Here is a 13,285-nt window from a genome sequence, read left to right on the forward strand (position 1 = left end):
TAGTAATTACTCGCTCGGTTTTTTTATCCCCTATCCAAAAGAGATCGGCATTCAGACTCCTTCTTGCCTTTTTCACCTTCCCTTGTCCGAATGAGGCTTGATTTCAGAAAAAAAGGCCATCCATTTCTGGAGGCCAATTCAAAATTAAAACTCATTGTTTTCAGAAGCTCTGGCTTCATCTTTAACTTCTTCCCGGAAAGCCTCAAGGCTTTCTCGTCTGCGCTCATTCTTTGCTTCGATCTGACTTCGCTGTTCATCATTATTAGCATAGGCTAGAGATTCTTCAGCTGCTTCCATATTCTCAATGGTATCGTGAATCATTGACTGAAGCTTTTCAACATTATCGCTTCTGTCATCTGGTTTTGGTTTATTATTATATTGGGTCATCTAAATTCCTCCCTTGAAGGTTTGGTACAAATATAGTTTGTTTCGGATGATAGAATTTATCACATCTAATTTGTGGATGTTACTAAAAGGTTATAAGCACATAAATAAACCCGGTCAATTGACCGGGTCCTTTAATTATTCGCCTTTGGTCTGTATAACCTGAGCGTGTTTACCTGAGGTATCATTCATCTTTTTCCCATTATTTCCGCTGAATCCTCGCGGCTGTGTGCCAAGGTGGCTGGGAACAAAATGTTTGCTGTCTCTTTTTGGATTACCCATTTCCTATCCCTCCTCTATAATAATTTTCCCGAGGGGGCAGGAATCATGTTTGGAAAACAATGAGAGTTATTCTGCTTTACCAAGTCGTTTTTCTTCCAAACGTTCCTCGATTCTGTCCATAGCAGCACGATCCTTCAAAAGCTGGTTTTTATTTTCTAATACAAGCTCAGCAAAAGATCTTTTTCTTGGCTTTCTCATGTATATCACCTTCCTTATTCACTATTCTAACAGTTATTATGCCCGGAAACGGTTGCAATTATTACAACTTTTTGAAAATTTAATCGTGTTTTAACTTTTCCTCTTTTAATGTCATTTCTGTTTGTCCTGTGTTTTAAAAGCATTATTTGTGAAATATAAAAAGAACACCGGAACTGGTGTTCTTCGTTAATCGTCTTTATTACTTTAAATCCTGTGTATATTGCTGCATTGCCTCTAATGGCATTGCTCCTGTAAACTTATCCTGTATTATGCCTTGACTGTCAATAAAATAAGTAGTTGGAATAGAGATAATGTGATATTTTGCATTCACTTCATCTTTTTCGTCCAACAGAATCGGGAAAGTAATCCCATTTTGATCGGCAAATCCTTTTACATCCAATTGTGGATCAATATTAACTGCCAATATTTCAAGATCTTTATGACCTTCTTTAAAAAATTGCTCCATTTCAGGCATTTCAGCTTTACATGGCGGACACCAGGTTGCCCAGAAATTAAGCATGACTTTTTTTCCTTTTAAATCAGAGAGTTTAACTGTTTCGCCGGTCAATGTTTTTAATTCAAAATCAGGTGCTTGTACACCGGTTTTTAATCCTTGGCTTTCTGCAGTGGATGTTTTTGATTCCTCGGGTGTATCGGCCTTTTTCTCCATGGCCTGCACGATAGCGACAGACAAAAGAACGATTAAAATAACAGCCGCTATTACTTTTTTTATCATAGTGGTCCTCCTCATTTCAGAAAGATACTGCTAAACTGATTTTACACTATAATACAGGTAGAAATAAGGCTGTAAATGTGACGATTCAGTAAACAATAAAAACGAATTTTAACCGCCTAATATTTGTTCTTTTCCATTCCATTCTTTACTTTTGAAAGAGCTTTCCTAATTCTTCGCCGTAGTTTCCTTTGAGAATTCCTTTTTCGGTAATAATGGCAGAAACTAAATGTGAAGGAGTGACGTCAAAAGCAGGATTAAACACTTTTACACCCTCAGGTGCAGTTCTTTGCCCAAATCCCTCGGTTATCTCTCTTGCATCACGCTCTTCAATTGGTATGTCATTTCCTGTTTTTGTTTCAAGATCGATCGTAGAAATTGGAGCAGCAACATAAAAAGGAATATTATGAGCTTTTGCCAGCAAAGCGACCCCATAAGTACCGATTTTATTTGCTACATCACCATTTGCAGCTACCCGATCACATCCAACAATAACGGCTTGTACCCATCCCTTAGACATTACCATAGCAGCCATACTGTCTGTGATAAGAGTAACATCTATTCCTGCCTGCTGCAGCTCCCATGCTGTTAAACGGGCCCCTTGGAGCAATGGTCTAGTTTCGTCAGCAAATACACGGAGATTCCAGCCCTTTTCTTTTGCAAGATAAAGTGGCGCAAGAGCGGTCCCGTATTTTGCAGTAGCAATGCCCCCAGCATTACAGTGAGTCAGCACTCCTATTCCGTCTTCGAAAAGAGTTAGTGCGTTTTCACCGATGGAACGGCATACTTCCTCATCTTCTTGTCGAATAAAGTGAGCCTCTTTTTCAAGTGCTTCCTTTATCTCCTTAATCGAAAGAAGCTTTGTTTTTTGAACTGTTTCGTCCATCCGCTTTAAAGCCCAAAATAAATTCACGGCCGTTGGTCTGGAAGTCGCCAAATAATTGGATTGATCTTTAAAAACCCGATAAAAATCCTCGAACGAACTTTCAGGCGCATTTTTGATTCCCAGCAATAATCCATAAGCAGCAGCAATACCTATCGCAGGAGCACCGCGTACCTTCAATTGCTTGATTGCATCCCAGGCATCTTGTATATCTTCTATTTCAAGAAATTCTGTTATATTGGGTATTTTTGTTTGATCTAAAATTTTTAATTTTCCATTGCTGTAGGATACTGAACTTAAAAAAACTTGCTCACTCAATTCTTCCATCTCCTCTTCTGCAGATAACTCTGTAAAAGCCATTCTATAAGATTCCTTCGACATTTTAACATTAAATCGGACTTTAGAGTAAGAAATTTATTCGGCTTTTTAGAATTTTTTAAATTAATTGGTTGAATAATACTCTAAATTATTCAAAACTACAAAAGGGCAATCCTTTGGCCCCTTATATTATTTGAATAGCCATTTTTTAAAGAGAGCAGAAGTTTGAACTCCGCATCAAGCCCCTATATTTTTCACTTATAGAATCAACTTAAACAAAAAGAAGAACCATGTGTAGTAACATGGTTCTTCTTAAGGATTTTTCCTTTTACTTACAGAACATCGCTAGTATTGGAAACTTTTAATTTTTCACGAAGTACCATTGGAAGGATTCCGCCATGGCGGTAGTAATCGATCTCTACTTCAGAGTCAAAACGGACAAGAACATCAAACTCAGTAACTTTGCCGTTTTCGTCTGTAGCAGTTACCCTAACCATATCCCTTGGTCTTACTGATTCATCAACTTGAACGCTGATTGTTTCTTTACCTGTTAATCCAAGAGTTTCAGCACTATCTCCATCCTTGAATTGAAGAGGAAGAACTCCCATTAATACAAGGTTTGAACGGTGGATACGCTCGAAGCTTTGGGCAATAACAGTTTTAATTCCTAAAAGATTGGTCCCTTTTGCAGCCCAGTCACGTGAAGATCCCATTCCATAATCATTGCCTGCTAAAACAACAAGTCCAGTACCGTTTTCTTTATACTGCATGCAAGCATCATAAATGGATGTTACTTCACCAGTTGGCCAGTAAGTTGTAACTCCGCCTTCTGTGCCAGGTGCAATCTGGTTGCGAATACGAATGTTCGCAAATGTTCCGCGCATCATAACTTCATGATTTCCACGACGAGAGCCATAAGAGTTAAAGTCACGAGGCTGAACGCCTTTTTCAAGAAGATATTTACCCGCTGGTGTATTTTTACCAATAGCTCCAGCTGGTGAAATATGGTCTGTTGTTACAGAATCACCAAACTTTGCTACTACACGAAGGTCAGACAAAGGTTTAACTTCATCAGGATTTGGTGTTAATCCTTCAAAGAATGGAGGATTCTGGATATAAGTTGAGTCTGCATCCCATGTATAAAGTGGTTCATTGCTAGTTTTGATTTCATTCCAGCGTTCATTATCGCTGAATACATGCTCATACTCCTTGCGGAACAGCTCAGGAGTTACAGTACGCTTAACTACTTCATTTACTTCTTCAGTAGTTGGCCAGATATCCTTGAAGAATACGTCTTTGCCTTCTTTATCTTTGCCGATTGGCTCAGAAGCGAAGTCAATATTAACTGTACCTGCAAGTGCGTATGCAACAACCAATGGTGGTGATGCAAGGTAGTTTGCTTTAACAAGCGGATGAATACGTCCTTCAAAGTTACGGTTTCCGGAAAGTACGGAAGTCACAAGAAGGTCGCTGTCCGCAATTGCTTTCTCAATTTCTTCACGAAGAGGGCCGGAGTTACCAATACAAGTAGTACATCCGTAACCGACAAGGTTAAAGCCCATTTGCTCAAGGTAAGGAAGCAATCCGGAGTCACGAAGATAACCTGTTACTACCTTTGATCCTGGAGCCAAGGAAGTTTTAACAAACTTAGGAACTTCCATTCCAAGTTCAACAGCCTTCTTGGCAACAAGTCCGGCACCAACCAATACATATGGATTAGAGGTGTTCGTACAGCTTGTAATAGCTGCAATAGCAACCGCACCAGTTTTCATTACAGTTTGATCTCCATTATGGAAAGCAACTGTTACTTCTTTATCTAATTCCTTTTCATTGAAGCCAAAGCCCTGGTTTCCCTGTGGAGCTGTTACCGCCGTATTGAAAGATTCCTTCATTTGTGAAAGAGGAATCAAATCCTGCGGACGCTTAGGACCTGAAAGGTTTGGTTCAATTACTGAAAGGTCTATTTCTACAACATTTGTATAAACAGGTTCCTCGTTAGGATTAAAGAATAACCCGTTTTCTTTGCAATACTGTTCTACGATTTCTATTTGCTCTTCATCGCGGCCAGTTAAACGCAAATAATTCAGTGATTCATTATCAATTGCGAAGAATCCGCAGGTTGCGCCGTATTCTGGAGCCATGTTGGCAATTGTAGCACGGTCAGCCAATGGAAGCACTGATACGCCTGGACCAAAGAACTCAACAAATTTACCAACTACACCCTGGCTTCTCAGCACTTGAGTAACTTTCAAAGCAACGTCAGTAGCAGTTGCACCATTTGGAAGATCACCAGTAAGCCTAACACCTACTACTTCAGGTACAGGGAAATAAGATGGCTGGCCTAGCATTCCGGCTTCTGCCTCGATACCGCCTACACCCCATCCAAGTACACCAAGGCCGTTAATCATGGTTGTATGGGAGTCAGTTCCCACTAGTGTATCTGGGAAAGTCTCAAGCTCCCCTTCTTCGTTTTCAGCCACATGTACAACATCAGCAAGAAACTCAAGGTTTACCTGGTGTACGATACCAGTTGCAGGTGGAACTGCACGATAATTATTGAAGGCTTTTTGTGCCCAGCTTAGGAATTGGTAACGCTCTGCGTTACGCTCAAATTCAAGTTCCATATTAGCTTCAAGTGAATCAGGAGTTCCATATTTGTCAACCTGCACAGAGTGGTCGATAACAAGATCAACTGTTTTTTCAGGATTGATTTTATCAGGGTCTCCCCCCATGTCTGCCATTGCTTTTCTTAATGAAGCAAGGTCAACGACAGCTGGCACACCAGTGAAGTCCTGGAGGATAACACGTGAAGGTTTAAAAGGTACATCAATTTCCTTAACTTCACTTGTTCCCCATTTTGCTAGGTTTTCAACGTGCTCTTTTGTAATTACTCGGCCGTCAAGCTGGCGGAGCACTGATTCAAGTAATACTTTTACGGAATATGGCAATTTTGATACATTGGCAACACCTGCATCCTGCAGTGCGTTTAAACGGTAATAGTGATAGCGTTTACCATTCACCTCAAAAGATGAACGCGCATTAAAAACATCGTTTTTCACCATAATTCTTCCCCCTTCAATCGACATCATCGACATCATATACCAAATTACTTTAAAAGTCGAAAAGTTTGAATCTTCTTATCCATCCTCACTTTTCTCACAATTCTAATCTTAATACAACATTTTATATAAGTAAATAACAAGAATGTTATTGTGGCTGATAAGTTTTTCTTATTAAAATATTTGATTTATGGTTTTAAATCCTTGATTGGCTATTTTATGAGCGTTTTATATTGGGTTTACTATTTGTCGTCATTCCCTTTTGTTATGTTGAAAAAACAATACTCCTTCATTCTTTTTAAAATTAAAGGAAACAATAAATACAGGAGGTGATATTTTTGCAAAGAAGAAAAGCGAATCATGTTATTCCGGGAGCGAATGCTGCAAAGGGTCAGGGGCAAGGCGCGGGCTTTAACGAAGAAATGGCCAATGAGCCGTTAACTGAAATGGAAAAGCAAAATAATAAAAAGCGGAAAAAGAATCAATAAAATCACAAAAAGGCGGGTATATAAAATGCCCGCCTTTTTTATTAATAGGGTAAAGTTTTCTTTATTCGTAATTATTTACTTCCTGGACAATTTTTTGCAGATCTTGCTGGAATTGCTCAAGCTGGGCCCGTTGATGTTCTGAGGCTACTTCAAGAGCATTTTCAATTTGCTGGTATGCTTCATTTACTTCCTGCTTAAGGTATTGAAGCTGATGGCCATAGCTGGCACTGTCATTAACGATTTCAGAATAAAGCTCTCTTGCATCTTCAACTCCCTGCTGGGCAGCCTGGAATGCCTGCTGTTTATTCTTGTTGTAAGGCATTGTTTGGTTCACTCCTCTTTCTGTGTTTACCGTTAAATTGCTCAACCCTTCAAGAAATATGCAGAATAAAATTGCATGTAAAAAGCATCCTAAGTTATAGGAGGGATGAATATGAACAAAAACGATAGCAAAGACATGCACCGCAACGCTCCTAAAGGAAATAAGTCAGGCCAGCCCGCTCCATTGAGCGGTTCACATAAGGTAAAAAACAGACAGCACTCTCGGGCCAAACATGGTCACCATCACGATATGTAGTAATTGAGAACCACCATGCAGGTGGTTGTATAGGACAGGCCGCTAAAAACGGCATTAGATAAAGGCTGCCATTTGGCAGCCTTTTGTTAAATCTATTTCTTCTTACAACTTTTTCAGAGCATTATGAATTAATGTCTCTTCTTCAGGAGTTACAGTTCTTAAATCAATCAGCAATTCCTCTTTTTGGATTCTAGCTACAATTGGAGGGACAGCATTCGTACGAAGTTCTATTCCCATTTGTTCTGCTGTTAAAGAATCATGCTTTAGCGAAATAAGCCGAGTAGGTATTTCCACTTCCGGCATGGTTCCTCCCCCTACCTGGCTTGTCCCTTCAATTATTCTTGCAGATAATAATGGTGCCATCGGGGTTAATTTCTCAACAAACTCCTGAGAACGTTCCGCCAGTTCATTAAGTGGAACAAGAATATCCCTTAATGTCGGAATATTTTTTACGGCATTTTCACCTTTAGCATATTCAATAAGAGTTCCCTCAAGAGCTGCAAGTGTCATTTTATCTACCCGGACAACCCTCGCCAACTGATGCTTTTTCAGTTTATCTATTAGGTTTTTCTTTCCTGCTATAATCCCCGCCTGCGGTCCTCCAAGAAGCTTATCGCCGCTAAAAGAAACTAGGTCAGCACCCATATCCATTACTTCCCTCACAACGGGTTCTTCCCCAATCCCCTGTTTCCGGTAGTCATATAATGCTCCGCTTCCTAAATCTTCATAGTAGACCACATTATTTAAACTATGGGTTAAATCAATTAATTCTTTAGAATCAACAGACTTTGTAAACCCAATTGTTTTAAAGTTGCTTGTATGGACCTTCAAAATCATTCCTGTTTCCTCTGAAACAGCATTTTCATAATCATACAAATGAGTTTTGTTAGTGGTCCCGACTTCCTTTAATTTAGCCCCGCTCTCTTCCATAATAGAAGAAATACGGAAGGATCCTCCTATTTCAACTAGCTGGCCTCTGGATACGATAACCTCTTTTGTATTAGCAAGAGCCCTTAAAATCAGATAAACTGCTGCAGCATTATTATTTACTACCATAGCTGCTTCTGCACCAGTTATCCGCTTTAATAGTTCCTCAACATGGCTATGGCGGGATCCTCGGGATCCTCTTTCAAGTATATATTCTAGATTGGAATAATTTTGAGCCGTATTTAAAACATGCTTTATTGCTTCCTCGCTGAGTCTTGCCCGGCCTAAATTGGTATGGAGAATTGTGCCTGTAGCATTGATAACTCTTTTTATCGTATAGGCAAATCTCTGGCTAAGCAGATGATCAAGCCTATTAAATAAGGTATCTATAAAAGAAGAGGTACCAGGTTCAGGCCCTTCCCATTTACTCTCCAGTATGGATTGCCGGCATTGATCAAGAATTACCTTTAAATTTTCGCTTAAAGAAGCGGAATCAATAGTATATTTTTCAAGAAGATGGTAAAACCGTTCATGCTGCTGAAGCTCATGTACGGCTGGAATTGAGCGCAGCCATTGTTTCACACTTAAGACCCCTTTACGCAAAGTGAAAATGGATATTTGTTATTATACCATCTTTTCACCTTTTGGAATTAAGTGAATAAAATGAACCAAGCAAAGGGGGATTCCAATGTCTGAAAAGCCCAATGATTCCTCAAAAATGGAAAAATGGCTGGAAACATATTTTCTTGATCCGCTTACTACTTATTTAGATCACATGCAATTCCGTATTGATTTATATGAAACAGATAAAAAATGGATTGTGGAAGCGCTTCTTCCAGATTTTGAAAGCTCGGAAATTACCGTTTATATAAATGGGAATGATTTAATTATTTCCGGCATAAAGAAGGATGAACGCCTCATTCGAAAAGTGGAATTTCCTTTTCAAATTATAGAAAAAAAAGTAACCGCTTTATTCTCTAATGGAACGCTTGAAGTATTTATTTTCAAATCCGAACCTGGTTTAGGGAAAAATCGTTTTGTTACTTTACCATAAAAATATTTAAAGCCCTCTGCATTTACGCAGAGGGCTTCGTACTTATAGAGATTCAATTTTACTAATAATTTCTTCCGTATTTGGAAATACTCCGGTTTCAAGCTTGGAGTAAATTTTTTGGTTATCTACTGTTACTTCAAAGGCCCCGCCTGATACAGGTACCAGTTCCATTTTTTCAATATCTCTTCGAAAATGAGTAAAAAGTTCTTCCGCGAAACTCGCGGCTTTTGGTGCGTAGTTTCACATCATACAAAATTCGACGATAACCTGATGCTTTTTCATGAATAAACCCCCTGGAAAATATCTAATATACCCACTAAGATATAATAATTTTAATATACCCTATAATTCCTTCGCAAATGTTATGCTTCTTGAAGTGCGGTTTTTCTTAGCAAGAGTTATACTAATGAAATGGAGGTGGACTTAATGAGTGAAAATGAAAAAATTCGCCTTACTTCTTTTTCAACAAAAGCTGGTTGAGGCTGTAAAATTGGTCCTGAGGACCTGGCGCAAGTTTTGCGTCATTTGCCAAAGCAAGATCCTGTTCCTGAGCTTCTCGTGGGACACGAAACATCCGATGATGCAGGGGTTTATAAATTAACAGATACTATTGCCCTGATTCAAACGGTTGATTATTTTACTCCAATCGTTGATGATCCATATATGTTTGGACAAATTGCAGCAGCAAACTCTTTAAGCGATGTTTATGCAATGGGCGGGGAACCTAAAACAGTATTGAATATAGTCGGTTTTCCAATTAAAAAACTGGGTCCTGCCACGTTGTCTGATATTCTTCGGGGTGCAGCCGATAAAGTGAAAGAAGCCGGTGCTCTTACAGTCGGAGGTCACTCAATTGATGATCAGGAACCTAAATTTGGTTTGTCTGTAACCGGTATTGTACACCCAGATAAGGTGTGGAAAAACGTTGGAGCCCAGCCAGGAGATGTACTTGTCCTGACAAAACCAATTGGAGTCGGAATTTTAACCACGGGCATTAAACGGGGAGCAGTTACCCCGGACCAGGAGAAAATAGTAACCGAAACAATGGCTGAGCTGAATAAGGCTGCAGCAGAAAATCTTATGCCCTTCCATCCTCATGCCGTTACAGATGTGACAGGATTTGGACTGCTGGGTCATGGAAGTGAAATGGCTCGTGGCAGCGGGGTATCTTTTGAAATAGAATTATCGAAAGTGCCAGTTTTGGAAGGGTCATTTGAACTTGCAAAAGATGGGGTTGTACCTGGAGGTTCAAAATCTAATCATAAATGGCTGTTTAACGATATTCAATATGCAGATATCTCAGATAATGAACAACTTGTATTATGTGATGCGGTTACCTCTGGAGGACTTCTGATCTCTATTTCTGAAGAAGAGGCCGTTCAGTATGTCGAAAACCTTCATGAAAACGGCGGTGGATACGCTGCTATCATTGGGCGTGTTTCAGATCAAAAGGACAAGTTAATCTATGTTTCAAGATAAAGCATTCCATTTTGGAGTGCTTTTTTTAGTCTAGTTGTACCTGCAGGCCTGTTTAGATGAGGAAAGACTTGTGGTGTGGGATTATAAGGACCTGGTTCAGAGTATTTATGGTAACGTAAATAAAGGACCAAATAAAAATTATTTGGTCCCTTTTACAAGGATTACAGCTTTTGACGAAGCTTTTCAAGCATATCTTTAGTCATGGTTTCAAGATTATATTCAGCCTTGAAGCCCCACTCTGCTGCTGCCGCAGATGCATCAATAGAATCTGGCCAGCTCTCAGCAATTTTTTGTCGATCCAGATCTACATTATATTCCATATGGAAATCAGGAATATTTTTCTTGATTTCAGCTGCTATCTCTTCCGGTGCAAAGCTCATTGCTGTTACATTAAAAGCATTCCTGTGAATTAGCTTTGCAGGATCTGCTTCCATTAGGTTAATGATGGCATTCAATGCATCAGGCATATACATCATATCCATATAGGTTCCTTTATCAATATAAGATGTATATCTTCCGTTTTTAACAGCCTCATAATAGATTTCCACTGCGTAATCTGTTGTACCGCCGCCTGGAGGTGTATCATAAGAAATCAATCCAGGAAAACGCACTCCCCTTGTATCCACGCCGAACTTATGGAAGTAATAATCAGATAACAGTTCTCCTGCTACTTTGTTTACACCGTACATCGTAGTAGGGCGCATAATCGTGTCCTGAGGAGTATTTTCCTTAGGGGTTGATGGACCAAAAGCTCCAATAGAACTTGGTGTAAAAAATTGAGCCTTGAGTTCCCTTGCTGTTTCAAGGGCATTCATGAGCCCGCCCATGTTAAGATTCCATGCAAAAACTGGTTTTGCTTCTGCAGTTGCAGATAAAAGTGCAGCAAGATGCATAACGGTATCAACATTATATTTTTTAGCTGTTTCCATCATGGATTCAAGATTCGTCACATCAACCACTTCAAATGGACCGCTATTTGCAGCTTCACTATCATTTCTCCGAATGTCGGTGGCGATAACATTATCGAATCCGTAAACTTCTCTAAGTCTTAAGGTAAGCTCTGATCCAATCTGTCCCAAAGCCCCCGTTATTAAAATACGTTTCATTAATTCTCCATCCTCCGCAATATACTTCGATGCTATTTAATAACGCCCATTTCTCTTCCTACTTTTTCGTAAATGGCAATTGCGTTATCAAGCATTTCTTTTGTATGGGCAGCTGTTGGCATATTCCGCACCCTTCCTGTACCCTGCGGCACTGTCGGGAACACAATCGCTTTTGCGTAAACTCCTTCTTCATTAAGGCGTTTACTGAACTGCTGTGTCAGTTTTTCATCGCCAATAATACAAGGAGTAATTGGCGTTTCGCTATTGCCGATATTAAAGCCAAGTTCCTTCAAGCCTGTTTTCAGGTAATTTCCATTCTCCCAAAGGCGTTCGTTCAGCTCAGTGCTTTCCATTAAAATTTCAATGGCTTTTCTGCTTGCAGCCACATCTGCTGGAGTTAAAGAGGTAGAGAAAAGGAATGGACGGCTCCGTACTTTAAGCCAGTCAATCAGATTCTTTTTGCCTGCAACATAACCGCCTACAACACCAATTGCTTTTGATAATGTACCAATTTGAAAGTCAATTTTATCAGATAGGCCAAAGTGCTTGACTGTGCCTGCTCCTTTTCCGAGAACTCCAGAACCATGTGCATCATCTACATAAGTAATTAGATCAAATTCTTCTGCTATTTTTACAATCTCAGGAAGCAGAGCGATGTCCCCATCCATGGAAAAAACGCCATCTGTAATAACCATTAATTTATTATATTTTCCTGATTCTTTAGCTTCTTTTGCTTTTGCTCGTAAATCATCCATATCGGAATGTTTGAAACGGATAGTAGTAGCACGTGAAAGGCGGCAGCCATCTATAATGGATGCATGGTTTAATTCATCCGATAAAATAGCATCATTTTTATCCATAACGGCAGAGATAGCTGCCATATTGCAATTAAAACCTGACTGATAAGCGATAGCGGCTTCTGTATGCTTAAACTCAGCCAATTTTTCTTCTAAATCAACATGTAGCTTTAATGTTCCGTTTATAGTTCTTACTGCACCTGAGCCAACACCAAATTGATCAAGAGCTTCTGCTGCTGCTTTTTTAAGGCGTTCATCCGTCGCTAGGCCAAGATAATTATTGGAAGAAAGGTTAATAAGCTGTTTACCTTGAATCGTAATAACAGGGCCATTTGGGCTTTCGAGCGGGTCAATTACATTGTAAAGACCTTTTCCTTTCAAATCGTCAAGGTTTTCATTTAAAAAAAGCTCTAATGTTTTACTGGACATGTTTGAACCTCCCATTTAAAATCTCATTTTGTTGTTGTATCAAAAACATATGTACATCTGAAAAAGACAGTTTAAGTTAGTTTGAATTCACTTATATAAAAGGTTTCCCTCTTAATACTTTACCATATATTTTATTTATGTTCATTCCTAGAGGACATTTTTTTAAAATTTTTCTTTTTCCTGTATGAATTAAAATACACACTTATCCCTCTGCTATTAGAACAAAAAGGTGTGGTGGTTTAATGATAAAAGCTTAAATCCACATGTCCTGAGCAAGCCTTCCTAACCAGCATCCTCGAAAAAGCTACTACTTTTTCTTCGTGATAGATATAGCTGACGAAGTTTTTCTTCAGAAGTTGAATTACCATATCCTAGTTCTAAGTTATCCAAAAGTAAAATTATAGTTTCCTAAGAGATAAAAAAAACAGCCCTGTAAATGACGAGGCCACTGAAAAAGTCCTTAAAGGATGGCGGTTGTTAAATTGGCCGGTTGTTTTCCACTCCAGGATGCTTCGCTTTCCGCGGGGCGTGCGGTGAGCCTCCTCAGCGCTAAAGCGCCTGCGGGGTCTCA

General features: G+C 39.4%; 14 protein-coding genes and 1 pseudogene. 4 read left to right on the plus strand and 11 right to left on the minus strand.

Annotation, left to right across the window (positions count from 1 at the left end; genetic code table 11):
* Positions 1 to 144 precede the first annotated feature (144 nt).
* From tlp to acnA, 6 genes are all read right to left on the minus strand, one after another.
* Positions 145 to 387, minus strand: a complete 243-nt coding sequence (tlp, locus tag AC3WR0_RS06590; protein ID WP_492551553.1) for a small acid-soluble spore protein Tlp — start codon at positions 385 to 387, stop codon at positions 145 to 147.
* 135 nt (positions 388 to 522) lie between these two features.
* Positions 523 to 666, minus strand: coding sequence for an acid-soluble spore protein N (locus AC3WR0_RS06595; protein WP_492551554.1), 144 nt, complete (start codon positions 664 to 666; stop codon positions 523 to 525).
* Between the two features lie 66 nt (positions 667 to 732).
* Positions 733 to 864: an FbpB family small basic protein gene (locus AC3WR0_RS06600; protein WP_027319564.1), complete on the minus strand. Its 132-nt coding sequence runs from the start codon at positions 862 to 864 to the stop codon at positions 733 to 735.
* A gap of 199 nt (positions 865 to 1,063) precedes the next feature.
* Positions 1,064 to 1,600, minus strand: coding sequence for a redoxin domain-containing protein (locus AC3WR0_RS06605; protein WP_492551555.1), 537 nt, complete (start codon positions 1,598 to 1,600; stop codon positions 1,064 to 1,066).
* Positions 1,601 to 1,745: 145 nt separating this feature from the next.
* Complete coding sequence (mtnA, locus tag AC3WR0_RS06610; protein ID WP_492551556.1) at positions 1,746 to 2,840, minus strand: S-methyl-5-thioribose-1-phosphate isomerase; 1,095 nt, start codon at positions 2,838 to 2,840, stop codon at positions 1,746 to 1,748.
* 290 nt (positions 2,841 to 3,130) lie between these two features.
* A complete protein-coding gene (gene acnA, locus AC3WR0_RS06615) occupies positions 3,131 to 5,860 on the minus strand; it encodes an aconitate hydratase AcnA (protein ID WP_492551557.1) in 2,730 nt (909 codons plus the stop codon).
* Positions 5,861 to 6,195: 335 nt separating this feature from the next.
* Between acnA and sspO the strand changes: the two genes are divergently transcribed.
* Entirely contained in the window at positions 6,196 to 6,345 is a 150-nt protein-coding gene (gene sspO / locus AC3WR0_RS06620) for a small acid-soluble spore protein SspO (RefSeq protein ID WP_492551558.1), read from the plus strand.
* A gap of 61 nt (positions 6,346 to 6,406) precedes the next feature.
* Here sspO and AC3WR0_RS06625 read toward each other — a convergent pair whose 3' ends face one another.
* Positions 6,407 to 6,667: a hypothetical protein gene (locus AC3WR0_RS06625; protein ID WP_027319559.1), complete on the minus strand. Its 261-nt coding sequence runs from the start codon at positions 6,665 to 6,667 to the stop codon at positions 6,407 to 6,409.
* Positions 6,668 to 6,778: 111 nt separating this feature from the next.
* Between AC3WR0_RS06625 and AC3WR0_RS06630 the strand changes: the two genes are divergently transcribed.
* Positions 6,779 to 6,922, plus strand: a complete 144-nt coding sequence (locus AC3WR0_RS06630) for a small acid-soluble spore protein P (RefSeq protein WP_081679910.1) — start codon at positions 6,779 to 6,781, stop codon at positions 6,920 to 6,922.
* A gap of 102 nt (positions 6,923 to 7,024) precedes the next feature.
* On the opposite strand, the gene selA is transcribed toward AC3WR0_RS06630, so the two are convergent.
* Positions 7,025 to 8,431: an L-seryl-tRNA(Sec) selenium transferase gene (gene selA, locus AC3WR0_RS06635; RefSeq protein ID WP_492551559.1), complete on the minus strand. Its 1,407-nt coding sequence runs from the start codon at positions 8,429 to 8,431 to the stop codon at positions 7,025 to 7,027.
* 106 nt (positions 8,432 to 8,537) lie between these two features.
* Here selA and AC3WR0_RS06640 point away from each other — a divergent pair, with 106 nt between their 5' ends.
* On the plus strand, positions 8,538 to 8,903 hold the full coding sequence (locus AC3WR0_RS06640; RefSeq protein WP_492551560.1) for an Hsp20/alpha crystallin family protein: 366 nt from the start codon (positions 8,538 to 8,540) through the stop codon (positions 8,901 to 8,903).
* 42 nt (positions 8,904 to 8,945) lie between these two features.
* On the opposite strand, the pseudogene AC3WR0_RS06645 reads toward AC3WR0_RS06640, so the two are convergent.
* Positions 8,946 to 9,131: pseudogene (locus AC3WR0_RS06645) on the minus strand (Rdx family protein); the annotation flags it as partial.
* A gap of 198 nt (positions 9,132 to 9,329) precedes the next feature.
* Here AC3WR0_RS06645 and selD point away from each other — a divergent pair.
* Positions 9,330 to 10,382, plus strand: coding sequence for a selenide, water dikinase SelD (selD, locus tag AC3WR0_RS06650; protein ID WP_492551561.1), 1,053 nt, complete (start codon positions 9,330 to 9,332; stop codon positions 10,380 to 10,382).
* Positions 10,383 to 10,543: 161 nt separating this feature from the next.
* Here the strand turns inward: selD and AC3WR0_RS06655 are convergent, their stop codons facing one another.
* Positions 10,544 to 11,488: an L-threonine 3-dehydrogenase gene (locus tag AC3WR0_RS06655; protein ID WP_492551562.1), complete on the minus strand. Its 945-nt coding sequence runs from the start codon at positions 11,486 to 11,488 to the stop codon at positions 10,544 to 10,546.
* 32 nt (positions 11,489 to 11,520) lie between these two features.
* Entirely contained in the window at positions 11,521 to 12,714 is a 1,194-nt protein-coding gene (locus AC3WR0_RS06660) for a glycine C-acetyltransferase (protein WP_492551563.1), read from the minus strand.
* Between the last annotated feature and the right edge of the window lie 571 nt (positions 12,715 to 13,285).

It is taken from the genome of Neobacillus sp. FW104-15D2, from assembly GCF_058790155.1.